General features: G+C 40.9%; 13 protein-coding genes. 12 read left to right on the top strand and 1 reads right to left on the bottom strand.

Features of this window, described 5'->3' with window-relative positions; all coding sequences use genetic code 11:
* From parE to CES81_RS05810, 6 genes are all read left to right on the top strand, one after another.
* Window positions 1-1986, top strand: a complete 1986-nt coding sequence (gene parE, locus CES81_RS05835) for a DNA topoisomerase IV subunit B (protein ID WP_089121040.1) — start codon at window positions 1-3, stop codon at window positions 1984-1986.
* Between the two features lie 20 nt (window positions 1987-2006).
* Window positions 2007-4451, top strand: a complete 2445-nt coding sequence (gene parC, locus CES81_RS05830; protein ID WP_089121039.1) for a DNA topoisomerase IV subunit A — start codon at window positions 2007-2009, stop codon at window positions 4449-4451.
* Between the two features lie 110 nt (window positions 4452-4561).
* The gene (locus tag CES81_RS05825) at window positions 4562-5521 is read left to right on the top strand and encodes a LysR family transcriptional regulator (protein ID WP_089121038.1); all 960 of its coding nucleotides are present in this window, start codon (window positions 4562-4564) and stop codon (window positions 5519-5521) included.
* A 50-nt stretch (window positions 5522-5571) separates the two neighbouring features.
* On the top strand, window positions 5572-6501 hold the full coding sequence (locus CES81_RS05820) for a manganese-dependent inorganic pyrophosphatase (RefSeq protein WP_089121037.1): 930 nt from the start codon (window positions 5572-5574) through the stop codon (window positions 6499-6501).
* A 163-nt stretch (window positions 6502-6664) separates the two neighbouring features.
* Window positions 6665-7102, top strand: a complete 438-nt coding sequence (msrB, locus tag CES81_RS05815; RefSeq protein WP_089121036.1) for a peptide-methionine (R)-S-oxide reductase MsrB — start codon at window positions 6665-6667, stop codon at window positions 7100-7102.
* Between the two features lie 74 nt (window positions 7103-7176).
* The gene (locus CES81_RS05810; protein ID WP_089121035.1) at window positions 7177-7551 is read left to right on the top strand and encodes a hypothetical protein; all 375 of its coding nucleotides are present in this window, start codon (window positions 7177-7179) and stop codon (window positions 7549-7551) included.
* A 1425-nt stretch (window positions 7552-8976) separates the two neighbouring features.
* Here the strand turns inward: CES81_RS05810 and CES81_RS05805 are convergent.
* Complete coding sequence (locus CES81_RS05805) at window positions 8977-9195, bottom strand: Rossmann-fold NAD(P)-binding domain-containing protein (RefSeq protein ID WP_089121034.1); 219 nt, start codon at window positions 9193-9195, stop codon at window positions 8977-8979.
* Window positions 9196-9606: 411 nt separating this feature from the next.
* Between CES81_RS05805 and CES81_RS05800 the strand changes: the two genes are divergently transcribed.
* The 6 genes from CES81_RS05800 to CES81_RS05775 all read left to right on the top strand — a co-directional run bounded on the left by CES81_RS05800 (window position 9607) and on the right by CES81_RS05775 (window position 18255).
* Complete coding sequence (locus CES81_RS05800) at window positions 9607-11127, top strand: hypothetical protein (protein WP_089121033.1); 1521 nt, start codon at window positions 9607-9609, stop codon at window positions 11125-11127.
* Window positions 11120-12316, top strand: a complete 1197-nt coding sequence (locus CES81_RS05795; protein WP_089121032.1) for a hypothetical protein — start codon at window positions 11120-11122, stop codon at window positions 12314-12316. Before CES81_RS05800 ends, CES81_RS05795 begins: the two co-directional genes overlap by 8 nt.
* Window positions 12313-15513: an SbcC/MukB-like Walker B domain-containing protein gene (locus CES81_RS05790; protein WP_145993333.1), complete on the top strand. Its 3201-nt coding sequence runs from the start codon at window positions 12313-12315 to the stop codon at window positions 15511-15513. Before CES81_RS05795 ends, CES81_RS05790 begins: the two co-directional genes overlap by 4 nt.
* A 129-nt stretch (window positions 15514-15642) precedes the next feature.
* A complete protein-coding gene (locus CES81_RS05785; RefSeq protein WP_089121030.1) occupies window positions 15643-16347 on the top strand; it encodes a DUF2399 domain-containing protein in 705 nt (234 codons plus the stop codon).
* Between the two features lie 560 nt (window positions 16348-16907).
* Complete coding sequence (locus tag CES81_RS05780) at window positions 16908-17339, top strand: MarR family winged helix-turn-helix transcriptional regulator (RefSeq protein WP_180949742.1); 432 nt, start codon at window positions 16908-16910, stop codon at window positions 17337-17339.
* 22 nt (window positions 17340-17361) lie between these two features.
* The gene (locus tag CES81_RS05775) at window positions 17362-18255 is read left to right on the top strand and encodes an NmrA family NAD(P)-binding protein (protein WP_089087832.1); all 894 of its coding nucleotides are present in this window, start codon (window positions 17362-17364) and stop codon (window positions 18253-18255) included.
* The last annotated feature ends 123 nt before the right edge of the window (window positions 18256-18378 follow it).

Genomic DNA, 18378 nt, shown 5'->3' with positions numbered 1-18378 from the left:
GTGCCGAGTAAAAAAGCAACTTATGACGATTCATCGATTCAGGTTCTAGAAGGACTTGAGGCTGTTCGTAAACGGCCAGGGATGTACATTGGTTCAACTGATACCCGTGGATTGCACCATTTAGTATACGAAATCGTCGATAACGCGGTGGATGAAGCCTTAGCTGGCTATGGCGATGAAATCACCGTGGTCATTGAAGCTGATAACAGCATTACCGTAACCGATCATGGACGGGGGATGCCCGTGGGTATGCATTCGTCGGGGAAACCTACGCCAGAAGTTATTTTGACGGTGCTGCATGCCGGCGGTAAGTTTGGTCAGGGCGGCTATAAAACATCTGGTGGATTGCACGGTGTCGGAGCCAGTGTGGTAAACGCCCTTTCTTCCGAATTGACCGTTAACATTGTCCGTGATGGCAAGATGTATGAACAGCAGTTCAAGGATGGCGGCCATCCTGTGACAACGCTGGTCAAAAAGGGTAAAACACGCAAGCCCACTGGTACCAAGATTCATTTCAAACCGGACAGCGCTATTTTTACGACCACTGTCTTTAATTTCAACACACTGTCTGAACGTTTGCGAGAATCAGCCTTTTTACTGAAGGGTGTCAAGATTATCCTGACTGACAAGCGGCAGGGCCAAGAACGTGAAGAAGTCTTCCATTATGAAGATGGCATCAAGGAGTTCGTTGCTTATTTGAACGAAGATAAGGAAACCCTTGGTGACGTGATGTACTTTGACGGTAAAAAACAGGGCGTTGAAGTTGAAGTTGCGGCTCAGTATAACGATGGTTATTCCGAGAATTTGCTGTCCTTCGTTAACAACGTTCGCACCCCAGAAGGCGGGACACACGAAGCCGGCATGCGCAGCGCATGGACCAAAGCCTTTAACGAGTATGCCCGTAAAGTCGGGTTGTTGAAGGAAAAGGATAAGAACTTGGACGGTTCCGACGTTCGTGAAGGCCTGTCAGCAGTCATTTCCCTGCGGGTACCGGAAGAAATTTTGCAGTTTGAAGGTCAAACGAAGGAAAAACTGGGGACGCCCGAAGCCCGTGCTATCGTTGACAATGTTGTCAGTGAACAGTTGGGTTATTACCTGATGGAAAACGGCGAATTCGCGCAGATGCTGGTACATAAATCACTGCGTGCACGAACTGCTCGTGAAGCTGCCAGGAAAGCACGGGACGAAACCCGTTCTGGTAAGAAACATAAGCATAAGGAACGGTTACTGTCCGGTAAGCTAACGCCGGCACAGTCCAAAAATGCCGATAAGAACGAACTCTTCTTGGTGGAAGGTGATTCTGCCGGCGGCTCCGCTAAACAGGGCCGGAACCGTAAATTTCAAGCAATCTTGCCGTTACGTGGCAAGGTTTTGAATACGGAAAAGGCCAAGCTGGAAGACGTGATGAAAAACGAAGAGCTGAATGCCATGATCTACACGATCGGTGCGGGCGTTGGCTCTGAATTCAGTATTGAGGATGCCAATTACGACAAGATTATTATTATGACCGATGCCGATGATGATGGTGCTCATATTCAAATTTTACTGTTAACGTTCTTCTATAAATATATGCGGCCAATGATTACTGCCGGTCGTGTTTACATTGCATTGCCACCACTTTACATGATTCAAAAGGGCAGCGGTAAGAAGCAAGTCGATGAATATGCTTGGACCGATGAAGAATTAGCTGTCAAGACGAAGGGCTTAAAGGGATACAAATTACAACGGTTCAAGGGACTTGGTGAAATGGATGCTGAACAGCTCTGGGAAACTACCATGAATCCGGAAGGCCGGACACTGGTTCGCGTTCGGATCGATGATGCTGCCTTAGCTGAACGCCGTGTGACGACTCTGATGGGCGATAAGGTGGAACCAAGACGTAAGTGGATCGAAGAAAACGTTGCTTTCACCATGGAAGAAGAGGGCAGTATCCTCGATAGCAACCTTGCAAACGAAGCGCACCACGAGCCGACATCAACGAAATAGGTAGGAAAGGAGTCCTTTGAGTGGCGGGAACTAAGATTCAAGAACTCACATTAGAAGAAGTTATGAGTGACCGTTTTGGTCGCTATTCAAAATCAATCATTCAAGAACGGGCACTTCCAGATATTCGGGACGGTTTAAAACCAGTTCAGCGACGGATCTTATTTGCAATGAACAAGGATGGTAACACGTACGATAAACCGTTCAGAAAATCAGCTAAGGCCGTTGGTAACGTCATGGGTAACTTTCACCCCCATGGTGATAGTTCCATCTATGAAGCGCTGAACCGCATGAGTCAGGATTGGAAAGTGCGGGAGCCGCTGATCGAAATGCACGGGAACAACGGGTCCATGGACGGTGATCCGCCTGCTGCCATGCGGTATACGGAAGCTCGTCTCAGTAAAATTGCTGGTGAAATGCTCCGCGACATCGATAAAGAAACCGTTGATATGGTACTGAATTTCGATGACACGGAATATGAACCCACCGTGCTGCCGGCTAAGTTTCCTAACTTGCTGGTCAACGGTGCGACGGGGATTTCAGCCGGCTATGCAACGGATATTCCGCCGCATAATTTAGGTGAAGTTGTCGATGCCTTGATTTATTTGATGGACCATCCCAAGGCGGATCTGGACCACTTAATGCAGTTCGTTAAAGGTCCCGATTTTCCAACCGGTGGTATCCTGCAAGGGCTGGATGGTATCAAAAAAGCCTATGAAACCGGTCGTGGGCGGGTAGTTGTCCGTTCACGAACGGCCATCGAAGACCTGCGCGGCAATAAGCAGCTGATCCGCGTCAGTGAGATTCCCTATGAAGTTAACAAAGCAACCTTAGTTAAGCGAATCGATGAACTGCGTTTAACCAAGAAGGTTGACGGTATTTCGGAAGTTCGTGATGAATCAGACCGTGACGGCCTGTCAATTGCCATTGAGCTCAAACGGGACGTGGATGCTAAGGGCATTTTGAACTACCTGTTCAAAAATACCGATCTGCAGGTTACCTATAATTTCAACATGGTGGCTATTAATCATAAGCGGCCAGAGCACGTTGGTTTGAAGACTATTTTGTCAGCTTATTTGGAACACCAGCAAGACGTCATTTCGCGTCGAACCAAGTTTGATTTGAACAAGGCTGAAAAACGTCAGCACATCGTTGAGGGGCTGATCAAGGCACTTTCGATCCTGGATCAAGTGATTGCTACGATTCGGGCAAGTAAGAACCGAAAGGATGCGCGGGACAATTTAGTAGCCAGCTATGACTTTTCGGAAGAACAGGCTGACGCAATCGTCGCACTGCAACTGTATCGGTTGACCAATACCGACGTGACCGCGCTGGAAAAAGAGGCGGCTGAATTAGCCAAGAATATCGCCTCTTACAAAGAAATCCTGGCTGATCCTAAAGCCTTAAACAAGGTCATGCGTAAAGAACTGCGTGAAATCAATAAACAGTACCGTAATGACCGGCGGACCGAAATTCAGGCTGAGATCACACCGTTGAAGATTTCAACCAAGGTCATGGTGCCGGACGAAGACGTCGTTGTTATGGTTAGCCGTGACGGTTATTTGAAACGCAGCGGTGTCCGGTCATACAATGCGTCTGATCCGGAAGATAATGGCTTAAAAGCTGAGGACTATCCCATCTTTACCGAAAAACTCAGCACGCTGGATCATTTGTTTATGTTTACGAGTAAGGGTAATTTGATTTACCGGCCGGTCCATGAGATTACCGATGCCCGCTGGAAGGATACCGGCGAGCATATTTCTCAAACCATTGGCCTGGCTGATGATGAGGAAATCATTGCTACCTACGCGTTTAACTCATTAAAAGCACCTGGCGAGTTCTTAATTACGACTGACGATGGCTACATCAAGCGGACGGCGTTTGACAGTTTATTACCGGGCCGGACTTACAAATCTAGTGCCAAAGTCTTTGAAAAGTTAAAGTCTGAGACTGCTAAAGTCGTCAACGTGACGTATCTGCCGCAGCCCGCTAAAGCATCGGTTTTGCTAATGTCACGATTCGGTTTAGCTTTGCGCTACGACTTAGCTGAGGTTTCAGTTAACGGCGCCCGAACAACTGGGGTGCGTTCCATGAAACTCGGTGAAGGTGATACGGTAGTTGATCTACAACTAGTTAACGATGACGATACAGTGGCACTCATTACGCAACGCGGGGCCTTTAAGAAGATGCCTGCCAGCGAGCTGCCAGTGACGAGCCGGGCACGGAAGGGTGTTTTGGTGCTTCATGCGCTGAAGTCTAAACCGCACGAAGTGGTGGACTTTTTGAAGCTGAAGGATGCCTCTTCACCACTGGAAGTGATTACGGATCGACGCCGGTTGCACGATATTTTACCAGCGGAACACCCAATGAATAACCGTTATTCTAACGGTTCGTTTGTGATTGACACAGAATCGGAAGGAATTCCGGAAGTGTTACGGAATAAACCAACTATTTTAACTTTGTCTTAATTTTTATTAGTTTTTAGTTATTTTCGGATTACAATAATTGCGTATTGGGCCAAAGATGGTTATTATAGTTTTGATAACAAAACAGGACAACCTATTTAGGAGGCTCCCACATGAAAAGCAAGCAAGAAAGTATTTTTTCATCTAAAACACTGACATATTTTTTACAATTATCTGAAACGATGAATTATACGCAGGCCGCACAGATTTTAGGCATTACGCAGCCTGCCTTAACTCAGCAAATTAAAAAGTTGGAACGCACGGTTGGTGCCCGTTTATTCTATTCCGTTGGTAAGAAGCTGCGTTTAACCGACGCTGGTTACACGATGCTGGATGCGACTCACCGGATCTACGACGTTTTGAACAGCGCCACTGATGAGATTCAGCAGTCAACCAGTGCTACCCAGGGTGACATCAATATTGGCATGTTGGCTTCGGTTGAAGACAGCGTGTTTGAAGACTTTGTGATTCAGTCCTACCGGGAAAATCCAGACGTTAAGATTACGTTGCACATGCTGACTCGTAAAGAAATTTGGGACAAATTGGAGAATAACCAAATTGATCTGGCCATTATGTACTTACCAGATGAATCCATTAAGAACTGGAAACCGTATGAATCTAAACGGATCATTAGCGATGACTTACTGTTTATTCACCATGATGAAAAACTTAGCAAGAAGAAGCGGATCAAGTTTGCAGACACACCTAACAAACCGTGGGTCACTTATCCAGTTGACTACTACCTGAATCACGTCATGCGTGAATCCTTTAAGAATGCCATGGTTGATTTACCAACGAGTGTGGCTCAATTTACCACACCGAGTCAATTGCTGCGTTTCTCAGATGCCACTGGGGCCTATACGGCACTGCCTAACTCATTCGTAGTTGGCCAGGGTGAACAGCCTGGCACTTGGACCGCACGCTTTGAACCAAATATTCGGTTTGAACTCGCCTTTGTCTTCAGAAGCGGCAAGGATAAAATTCCACGTATCGGCCACTTCTTAGCTCAATTTGATCAATATTTGAAAACCAAAGATTATTTGGCACGTTTACAAGAAATCCAACAAAATTAATAGTATGATTAGTATGTAAAAACATAATTGATACGAGGAGCGATAAGTTTATGTCAAAAGAACTCGTTTTTGGACACAAGAGTCCGGATACTGATGCAATTGTTGCCGCAATGGCATACGCATATTTACAATCAAAACTAGGTTATGACGTCGAAGCCGTTGCGCTTGGCGAACCAAACATGGAAACCAGCTTTGTTTTGAAACACTTTGGCGTGGCCGCACCACGGGTCGTTAAGACGGTTTCAAACGAAGTTGATAAAGTCATGTTAGTTGACCACAACGAACCACAGCAGTCAGCTGATGATATTGCCGATGTCACAGTGACTCACGTGGTTGATCACCACCGGATCAACGGTTTTAACACCGCTGCACCGTTGTATTACCGTGCAGAACCAGTTGGCTGTGTCAGCACGATCATTACCAACCTATTCGCTGAAAACAAGATCGATATTCCAGCTCAGTTAGCTGGTTTGATGCTGTCAGCTATCATTTCTGATACGTTGCTGCTTAAATCACCAACTACAACTGATAAAGATCGTGAAGCCGTTAAAGCACTTGCCGAAATCGCTGACGTTGATTACGAAAGTTACGGCATTGAAATGCTAAAGGCTGGAACTAACTTGTCAGCCAAATCCGACGCTGAATTAGTATCAGGCGATGCCAAGTCGTTTACAATGGCCGGCAAGAGCGTACGGATCGACCAGATCAACACCGTTGATTTAAACGATGTGATCAGCCGTGAAGATGGTATCAAGAAAGCTATGAACGACGAAGCTTCTGAAAAGGGCTACGACTTGTTCTTAGTTTTAGCAACGAACGTTTTGGATAGCAACTCTGAATTATTCGTTGTGGGTGAACCAAAGGACGTCGTTGAAAAAGCCTTTAAGACAACTTTGAAGGATGATCGTGCTAGTTTGCCTGGTGTTGTATCACGTAAGAAGCAAGTGGTACCGCCACTTCAAGATGCTTTTGAAGCTTAATTAAATGAATTGATTAAAAAACAGTCCAATTTATTTGGGCTGTTTTTTTGGTTTCAAAGTTAAAAAGCCAAATAGTTGTGAAAAGCTGACCAGTTGTTATAATAGGGTTAATTAGTTGTACACAACCTATTATAATTGAATTGTCAAGGAGCTGAAAAAATAAATGAAAAGAAATGGCCAAGACTTACATGAGCAGTTATCTCAAACTGCATATGAAGTGACCCAGAATGCGGCTACAGAAGCACCGTTTAGTGGCCAGTATGATCAATTTGATCAACCAGGTATTTACGTTGACGTTGTCAGCGGTGAACCGCTTTTTAGTTCACTGGACAAATATGATGCTGGCTGCGGCTGGCCGTCATTTACCAAACCCATTGAAAAGCAGTCTGTTAAGCGTCATTTAGACACATCGCACGGTATGTACCGGACAGAAGTTCGCTCAACTGACGCGGCATCGCACTTAGGCCACGTTTTTACAGATGGACCCAAAGAAGCTGGCGGTTTAAGGTATTGTATTAACAGTGCCGCGTTAAAATTTATTCCCGCAGAACAGCTAGATCAAGCGGGCTATGGTCAATATCAGACGTTATTTGAGCAATAACTCCAGGTGGATCGGTTGCAAATCCCTCAAAATCACCGATAATGTGAGTATATATGATTTGAGGAGTGTTCGCCGTGAACCGAAAAACAGCTATAACATCGTGGATCACCGCTATTGGGTTATGCTTAATAACGGTCATTTCTGCCGTAAGTAAGCATGATTTATCGTATGAGAGTCTTGTGAGCGTTGTGAGTTATATTGGCGTTTATGCAATTTCGCTATACTTAGCAAAGCATAATGACAGTGAGAAGATTATCTTAACGTTAGTCAATATTTTGGCTGTCGTGATGTTGGTTGCCATGATGGTTGATGCTGTCAAAAAATATTCAGGAATGACAACGGGATTATTATTAATTGTGTGTGTGATTGGAACCGCAACGGGTATCATGGCAATTTGGTTTAATAATCACTTTGAGAAAAAAGATTCTGCTGATTCTAAGGAGCGCTAGCAAAATGCGGCGCTTTTTATTTTGATTAGCAACTACGGGTATCATTAAGAGTACGGGAGTAAGCGTAAAAATGTAGCACAAATGGTACAGCTAAATTAAGGTCTAATTTCTGTGAACCACTACTTTGAATAATATATATTATGTAAAGTAGAGAAAGAAAACAAAAGAATCGCAATTATTGTTGCTAAAAATCCTCCCCCGCCTTGTTGAATGTCATCAGTTAGTCTGAACGAGTTTAAATCGATTGAGAGATTGAAACGTTAAATCAAGTGACGCATCTAGAAACATGATTCGTACAACTACACATCAAAAATAACGAACGTGTGTCGTATGAACGCCGATAATTCCCTATATGATTTATCTGGGTATTGAGATTCTCCGTTCTGTAAATATCAGTTTACATATGAAGACAAGTTTAGTTTCATTAATTTAAGTAGCATAGATTTCATCATACTGGATGATTACTGCTTAAAACTAGATATTTGCTACAGAAGAACTTATTGAGCGGTTAATTTATGTGAACTTGTTCCATTTATTTTATTAGCTGGTTATTAGCTGGTATTAGCTAGTTTTGCTCAGAATTTGAGTTAGTTTGATATTGAGCTTCAAAGTTGCTTATGTCTGGGTTGCCTATGTCTGGCTATATAATCCGCAAACAGCAATTCTTGCGATCTCTAAGTTCTTTGAATGCGTTAATCCTAAGGTTTTTAATTGCTGAATAACACTGTTTGCTAAGCAATTTAAGACGTTTTGACGTTCTAATTGACCTAATTGACAATTTTCGCTATAAATTACTGAGTTTACAGCGATTTTACCTGTTTCAACTCCCCTCAAAGATCAATTGATGCTAGGGGAAGGGCTGACGATTATTTTTGAGTAAACTTAATAAAACCTATATTTTATTAAGTTTACTCAAAGTACCACCGCACTGGAAAAATGTCATTTCAGTGGATTCTTTGTATTCAGGAAACTTTTAAGTAGTTCTCTGTAAGTATCCGTTGTTTAATTTACAAATTTGACACAATTTTAATTAAACTGCAGTAAATCCACTATCGACAACGAATTCAGACCCAGTAACATATTTTGATTCTGCCTATCCTAAATAGACACGAACTCACCGATATCATGTGGTTCACCGATTCGACCCTTTAAAAAGGCACTTTCGCCAGTGTCATTGGAATCTTGATGATTCGAAGATGCACTGATTTGACCTGAATATTATACCCCTTCGTTGTTGCGTTAATAGTAGCTGTTTTTGCTACACCTTTAAAGGCATACTTTATCTATAGAAAATTACCTATCAAATTAATATCAAGGCCTCGTTGCCAGTCAGCTAATTGAACCTCATCGATTGGTTTCGTGTCTGGTGAAATATCTGCATAGTTAACTAGAATATTTAATTTACCAAGTATTTTAGTTGCTTTCTTAATTATCGATTGTCAGGTGGTCTCCCTTAGTGCCATCTTGTTTTAAAAAGATGGCACTTGAGCTATCGGCAACGATTGCTTTCTCGGTGTCACTTTCATTTAAATAAGTTAGAACTATGATAACTTTTTCACATACATAGTATTCAGAAATTATAATTTCCAATCCGCCGGAGCTGCCAGTAATAATCGCTACTTTATTTTTTAAACGATCATTCATGACTTGAAACCTCCTCTATATTTGTTAATATAAGTTAAAAGTATCACAATATATGTAGTATATTGGCATAAGGTTCTCCTAAATAGTAAATTTCGATGAATTATCCTCCTCCCTCTAGATAGCTCACCAACTGTAGGAGATATGAAACGCTTTGCCTATTATCTGCCTAACATAGTACTAATCAGACGACCGACCTATTAGATGACCAAAATAACGTTGATTAGCCGACATTGGGCATAGGAATTGGAATCAATTCTAAGGTGAAATCTCTTTCTAATTTTATTTTCTTTCATGTTGAACGCCCCTCTCGGCATTTCTAAAGAAGTGGTTTGATTTGCTAATTGTGCTTTTTAAAACCCTATTTTACTACACCAATAATAACTTTAATTGACCAGAAAGGGGTTGCCCGATGTGAATAATCTATCTCCAGCTCTAATTCAGTTGTTGCAATCAGGCATTACATTAGGCGGTAAGCCACATTACAGTGTACAAACCTATCAAATGATAAATTGGATCCGTAATGAATCAGACACCCAATTCACCATTGAAACCATCATTAAGACCCTAGACGTGCGTTTAGGACGAGATACGATTCCTAGAGCAACGGTTCAAGTTATTTTGGATAACTTATGTGGCGCCCATTTAATGGACCGCCAAGCTGAACACGTTAACTTATTTAGCACCAATCAAAAACGCCGGATTGGGCTAACCGAAATGAAAGATATGTATACCGTTACTAGTCGTGGTGCCGACACATTAGAATTCATTGAAAACCATGCCGATATTATTCAAGAAACCAAACTTGACCCGGCATTATTTGATGAATACGCCACGTTAGTCAACATTCTTTATAAATTAGACCAAAACCAATTAGAGAATCAAACTGCTCAAAGTAATTTCAGCGGTGCGTTTAAACGTTTTAGCGACGTTCATAATGATATTGTTAACGGGATGAAACGCCTTGACACCGAGCTTAATGTGTTATTAAGAAAGCTCTATTATCAAAATGACCAACCAGAAGATGTTGATAAATTAATTCAAAAACTCAATGCTGAAGCTATCCCGCATTTTGAACAAATGCTGGCCCTCAATCAGAAAGTATACAGCTTACTCAAACCGCAAAATAGCAAAGATTATATCACCACCATTGCTGATAGCGGAGAAGACGACCTCGCAGATATTAACGTGAATAAAACAATTGAAGAACTAAACGAACTCAGAGCTAACAACAGTAAAATCATTGAGCAAACGCTAGAGCACATCGTCCGGGATTTTAGTCCTAATGCCACGGTTGCCAACAATAACCCGCATTCCATCTATCGGATTAATAACACCATTAACACGATTAAGACTCAATTAATGCGATTTCAAAATAACTTAGTTACTGTATCTAACGCGAAAGCCGAATTGTCGAACAAAATCAAAGATTTTCTACAAAAATCAGATGACCTCACTTTACGATTACTCACTCCGGCTCATCTTCCCAAAGATCGGGAAGAAGAACTTAGTGATCTAGCTACGGCGCAACAACTACCGCCAGTAGTCTACGAAACTTTAAACCGGCCACAAAGCCGAGTACCAAACCGACCTCATGATTACAGCCAACCACCAGTGGTTGATAACCAGCGAAGTGCTAAAATTCATCAAGAATTTACCCAATTACTCAACGCACAATATCAATTAAAGCTTGACCATGATATTGAAATTCAATATCCAGAAACGCGGGACCTCATCTTAAAGCTCATTACCTCAACGACCCCGCAAGTTAAAAGCGCGCCTAATTCACCGGTGATTTTGTATGATCTGAAGCTGCAAGGCAGTTTGCCAATCCAACACCAACCCGTAAGCATCCATTGTCAAAAAGACCAATATCGTTTAATCCTACCTTATCAGGCACTTTATCAACTAAAGAAGGTGTCATCTAATGGCTGAAGGCAACTACCACTTGAAACAAACCGAACACGAGTTAATCACTGAGTTATTTAAAAATGGCATTATGACTGTCCGTGATAATGCACAAAGTAACAACAAACGAATTCATGATTATCTCCGAAATCCCTATAGAGTAGACCGTTTTTTAAAAGAGATGTTCAATTATCGCATTAACCACAGCAATGACTGCTTGCTGTTAATCGCTAACAAAATGCCCCTAGCTACTTTAGATACCCAAATTGTCTTAGCTAGTATTCAAGCGATTATTGACAACAACACGGTGAGCCAGACTATTGGCCACGACCAACTGCTACTCGCAGTGAATCAAGTTCTCTTAAAGCAAAACATTACCCAGGATGAATCGTCGAATACCTTAAATATGTTAGCCGACCGGATTAAAACGTTATTAATTGACCAATTTCACGTTTTAAGTACCCAAAATTTTGTCAGTGACAACAGTGCCGACCAAGTAATCGAAAATTACTACATCTATAACCGCCATTTCTTCGATTTTGCGACCTTAATCGTGCAATACCTAAGTGCCAAAATAACTAACGAAGAATTTCCTAAAAATGAAAATCTTCAACGCTTTAATCAGCTGATAATGACTCGCTACTATTTAGATAATGACGTGGATCCTGAACTTTGGAAATATGCGCAACAATACCGCGGTCGCATCGCTAGTGCATGGGAAGATTTTCCTGGTTACACTTTAGAAATGACTAACGAATACGCTATTTTGCTGAATGAAAATACCCACAAATATCAAGCAAAAGCCGTGCAATTAGCAATTGTGGTCAGCAAAAAGATTCCAATTACGGGTTATACCAAACAACAATTAAGCCAAGTAATCGACATTGAAATAACCAACCGTTATCCAAACGTAGCTGTAACGGTTTATCGTAACGACACTTGGGCCAAATTAAAAGAGCTGCATTTGATTAAACGAATAGACGATTTGTTCGTGCAAACCACGTTGGTACCACGCTTTGAAATCGTTAATAATCGCACAAATGCTGGTTGCACTACTAACGTTGCCCGAACAATTAACGCTGTCACGCAAGAGAACCAAACTAAAATCCGATGCTATCACCAACGCAATACTGGCAATGTTCGGCGATTTAAGCGCGTTAAATTGCATAAACGATCAGTCTCCCCTATTCCTGCTTATGAAAGGAAATCACAATGACCCTAAATAAAACCCTAACTCCCATTTGCTATAGTTTACGAAATTTCAATCACTATCATAATCTCGATTTGAAGCCCCTAGACAACGGCAATCTTGCTTTAGTAGGTATCAACACAGTAGGAAAAACCATGTTGGTGAACTGTTTTTTTCCCATGCTGATTAATGGGCTGACCAAGAAACCCTCATTCAACACGGCCCCTGGAATGGAAGATGTTGATAAGAAGGCCAAGCAACACGACAACAGTAAACAAGTCCGTACCTTTGAAACCATGATATTAGGCATGACCAATCCGCAACCAGAACGAACTGGCTATTCTTACATCATTTTACGGTCCAAGAAACGGACCGTGGTTTTAGGTGTTGGTGCCCACGTCAATCAAGGATTTCCCAAAAGAACAAAAAAATGGTTCTTCGTCATTGAAGGTAACAGCAAAGACGACTTGCGTCCAATTACTTTAAAAGATGATGTTGAAGAACAACCCAATAAATTTATCCCATCACTTGATCGTGATGAATTTATTGACCAAAATCAAGTTAAATTTGGCGAAAAGTTCAATAGTTTTATTGCCCCGACCGGCAACCAAGATAGTGAAGACTACACCAACTATGTAGCTGCACATATTTATGGTTGTGATAAAGCTACCTTAAATCAACTTGCCCGTACCTACCAAGTATTGATGACCTCTAATCTAGTTGCCGGATCTGATGATATCTCACCAGCTCAACGAGCTTTGAGCAACGTGCAAAGCCCGATACCTAATGACATCATTATAGCGATGATCGACAAATTTGACGCTCAACGCGCCTATGAAAAACGTAAAAAGAATTATGACGAATTGATCGGTGACCCCGAAGATTTAACCAAACCAGGTCGTTTAGATCAAATTGCAAAAACTCTTTCTGAACTTAACCAATGGTCATTACGGGGTGAGCTATGGATTGATTACCATGACAAAAATGAGCATTTAACTAATTTTGAACACACTCAAAACGAATTGAAGACCAAATTAAACCAATTAGAAATACAAATCACCGATAAACAAAGCCAATCAGACGACGCCCATCATGAACAAGAAGATTTAACCAGAAAAAAATTAAGCCAAACCGATATTAACAGCAAGATTAATCTCCAAGAAGGTATTATCTGTCAAAATGAAAGCAATTTAAAACAGAATGATGGTTTACAAACAAAATATCGTCAATTAACAACTCAAGTAATTCATCAGCAACATGAATTAGATGACTCTAAAGAACAACTAGCGAAATCCAAGAAACACGGCAAAGAACAAACACAATCTTTGAAAACAGCCGTTAATAATTACCCTAGTTTGGCACCACTCTTAACCACACGAGACATTGAATTTATACCACAACTCAATAATATAAAAAAGCAACTTCATACTATCAAAGATACTCAGCGAGAACTGGCTAACTTAAATAAGCGTTGGCAACAAGCCAATGACTATAGTCGCTTGTTCCAATCAACTAAAGCTGATTTAGATCAAAGCATTACCCAAATCTTAGCACCATTACCAGAGCCACAATATGAAACCAAATTGTTAGCTGATAACGCTCAAATTCACCAATCAGCTTTAAAAACAGTTGATCAGAATGGTACTGACTTACTAGCACAAATCAATCAACTAAAACAAGCTAATCCTGACTGGAATATAGCAACTGACCAGCAGCAAGCTATTCAAACCCTCGTTGATACCATTGTTCAAATTTATGAAAATGTGGAAAAATTAACCAGCCAAATCAAACAACAAACCGCTGATGTAGCTGAATTAAACAATCAAGTAGACCAAATTGACATTGATAAATTAAACGAAGAAGCGAAATTATATCAAGCAATCATTAATCAAGCAAAGGACAAAATTACAGAATTTAAACAGCTCATTGACCAAGATTTAGATAGTCAAATTGTCGAAAGCAAGAATGTGATTAAAACCTTAGATAACGAAATCATCAGCCTAAAAGGTGAATCAGCAGTTGTTAAACATGAGCAAACCAAAACGGCTAACTTACAAACTCAACTAACGAAACAAGTTGCCGAACTAAAGCAACAAATTACCGTGCGTCTAAAGAATGCCCGGCCTTGGCTAACTCAAACCTTTCAAGAATATGACGAATACGCTAAACAGCATCATGTAAAACAACCAACGATTAATGCAGATATAGCAAATTGTAAAGAACAAGCAGACAGATTTCTGAAAAAAATTAACCGTTTAATTAAACCACCGTATAGCCAATATCCAAGCCTTGAAAATAAAACTATTAACGATTTGCTCCAAGCAATTGGTTTATCTGATTTAACCCTTGAACAAGGCGAAGCCATTGAACAAAACGATGACAATATTTGGACGACTGGCTTTGACGTAATGGCTCTCAAGCAAAATGTTATTGATTATATCCCCGTCGATCAAACCAATACCTTAGTTAATGATGAACTCGACGCTTACTGTAAAACCGTTGCTTTAATGATTTTAGACCAGCAAGAGTACATTGACACCATTAACGCTGCGCTGATGCAAAACCAAACCCTGACTGGTATTAAAATCCAAGTTGATTTGGATTACAGCCAAGGGTATCAAAATAATAAAAAGGCCAAAGTCATTAATCCCGCTTTGCTGGCCGAGATTAAAGACGCTGGTAACGAAGAAAAACCACTGTTTAAACAGTTTGTTCAAGAATTACTTGAACGGCAGCGCAAAGAAGCCGACGCTAAGAATCTCGACGGACTCACCCGCTTGGAACAGCTGGAAAAAGATCTGGATTACCGTACTTGGTCAACGCTTAGTGTCATGATTTTTAGCGAAGCTACTGGCAAATACGAAATTGTCGACAATAACTTTGTTAGCAGTACCGGTTCTGGGGCTGAACGGTCACAAGCAACTTTAATTTTGTTAATGCTCATTCCTAAATTGATCCTGGACGAATGCAGTAAATCAGACGCACCACGACTGCTATTCATGGATGAATTTGGAAGTAAATTTGATGTTCAAAATGCCAATAATTTACTGAACATTTTTAAGACTTTTCAATTCTCAGTCATAATTACCAAACCAAATAATGACTACGCTGTTTTATTGGAAGATGGTGTTGCAAATCGTATTTATGAAATCAAAAAGGGTGATTCCACTAACGGAAATTTCCCAATCAACAGTCTTGCTATTATTGGCGATTGGACTGCATAAAGGAGACATTGAAATGACTGATTATCAACAAGCCTACGAAAAAAATGTCACAAGAACGCACCGTCTGGGGCGGCGCGGCTCGAATCATTATTCAATAAAATAGCTCAACATCAGCCCCTAGGAACATTAATGTTAGAAACTTCCAAGTGTGGTCTACCCGCCCACACGTTAATTGACAATCACAGTCCTCAAGCAAAACAGTTGCGTCACTATTTTAATCAGATACTAAAAGACTGGTTCGATAATGATGTACCGTTTCGCCAACTGAATCTTATTACTGGTAATGTCACTAGCACAAACATTATTCAAAATGGCTTGCCAGAACCCACTACCCTAAATTCACAGCAATTAAAACAGAATATAATCCCCTATTTCAACACGCAAACTAAGCACGTCTACATTATTGAAAATGCTAACGTCTTCATTGAACTGATGTTTCGACTACCGCAAGCCGCATTGATTTGCGGTAATGGTAACAACCGTAACCCCAGTATAATCGAACTGTTACAGTTATTGGAAAAAAATGGAGTTGCGTTACATTACCTGGGCGATCTTGACACGATTGGGATCAAAATTGCCGCCAACACGTTTGTCAAACTACAGCAAACTAGTATTGACTGCTTTCTTCAATTACAAAACATTAATCGTGTCAATCGCTGGGTCATCAATGGCGTGCATCGCGATTCCAAACGTACCAAACACATTCAATTAGCGGAACCCGCTTTGCAGCTACAAATTGACCGGATTCATAGTTCCGGAATCTACGTTGAACAAGAAGAACTACTCAATGATTACTGCCAATTAATTGAACAGCAACTTGCAACGACTACTTAAATGGTAGTCGTTTTTATCTGCTGAAAACCAGCTACTAAGATCTTATAACACCATAAAATTGGCAATTAATCTGCTATTTGTGACTTCTTCAAGACAATTTCAGTACACTGATTTCAATTCAAAAATAACTGTAAAGAATTACTAACCATGGCTAAAATTCGTAACGCCACGCACAATCACACCACATCACCTTGACGGATGCTTTAACACAGCATCAAATCGCACCAATTTTAAATCTTGAAGCTATGGAAAACGATGCTGAAAAGTTTTTAAACCGACTTTTAGATGTTACTTCGTTAAAAATTTTAACAACTTTACCTTATGGTATGACGGTTTCTGCTTATTAAGCTTAAATATCCAAAAAACGGGACTCACAAAGCCCTTAGGCTGCTTTTGTGAAACCTAGTTTGATACGGAAAAATTGTTAGAAACTTGCTTTTCCCCGATAAATGCGACTCCAGCAAAATGGTTGCAAAATAATCCTAGCATGCTAAGATAATGGTAATGAATCCTAGCTAGCTAACTATTTGACTCATAATCTGCGTTTGGGGGGTAATGACTTGCTGAATCAAAGGAATTGCATTGGTATTTTTTTGAAAGAAGCTGCAATCGAGTTTGACAAAAAGAGTAATCACCTTCTGGCTCAATATCAGCTGACTCAACCGCAATTCAATCTTCTATCCTGCTTGTTTGTTAATCAGGATCGGATTATTCGCCAGGTAGATTTAGAAAAACAGTTTCGGCTTTCCAGCCCTACTGTTACCCGACTCTTGCATCAACTTGAGACGAAAGGCTTTGTTAAACGGGTACCTAACCCAGACGATGCGCGGAGTAAACAAATTGTACTTACCTCTGAGGCATTATCTCAGCAGGCAGCACTCCTTGATTCAGCTGATCAATTAGAAGAAGAGATCAGATCCGGTTTAAGTGATTCTGAATTAAAATTGGGACTCACTTTCATGCAAAAGATTTTGAAGAATCTCGAAAACTAATTAAGTCTAGGAGGCAGTTATTATGCTACTAATTACAAGTGCTTGTGGTTCTGTTGGCCGTCAAATCGTCCCTTATTTAGCACAACATGGTGTTGACATTCGTGCAGTGGATATCAATCCGAAGGTGGCCGACTATCAGTCAAAAGGTGTTAAAGAGACCATGGTTATTGATGCTACTAAAGCTGATCAAGTGGAGAAAGCAATGAAGGGTGTCGACCAAGTGGTTTACATCCCTACCCTGTTCTCATTCCAAGAATATGTCATGGGTAAAATTGCTATTGATGCCGCCATCAAGGAAGGCGTTAAGCAATTTATCGATATTTCTGTCCTCTTCCCTAACTTGGATACTAAATTACATCATATGATGAAGAAAAAGGTTGAACATTACTTGTTATACCGTGGTTTCGAAAGCCACATGTTATGGACTGTTTTGCAACCATCTGGTTATAACCACGATGTCTTCTTGGAACAATTCTACAAGTTGGGTAAATTCCCTAACTACACCCCGCTTGACAAGCGTATGTCATGGTTTGACGCGCTTGATGAAGCCGATGTTATTTTAAAGGTTCTTGACCGTCCAGAATACTTTGATAAGGGTGTTTACCAGCTTTGCAATGAAAAATTAAACAGTTACGAAGTTGCTGATATGATGACTGAAGTTACGGGTAAAAAGATCACTGCTGAATATGTCGATGAAGATCATCTGGCTGATTATTGGCCACAATACTTCCATGGTGGAGACAGTTATTCATACGAAGCCTTCATTCGCCTAGTTCGCACCATGCGTAAATGGGGCTGGGATAGTTCTTCATTTACACTTGAAGCGCTATTGGATCACAAGCCACGAACATTGCACTCATATCTGGAACGTGAAGCAAAGCGTTTAGGTATTTACAAAGGCGTTTCAACTAAGTGAATCAGTAATTAAAAAATTTCGGGTCTACAATTTCTGGTATTGGTGAATAACCAATGCCAGTTTTTTGATTGGTTTTAGGAAATTATAAAAGGACACGAGGTCCTCACATGTTACGATTAAATC

The organism is Secundilactobacillus pentosiphilus (assembly GCF_002217985.1).
GTDB lineage: Bacteria > Bacillota > Bacilli > Lactobacillales > Lactobacillaceae > Secundilactobacillus > Secundilactobacillus pentosiphilus.
Note: the sequence above shows the minus strand (reverse complement) of the source record. Positions and strands in the feature narration are given on the sequence as shown.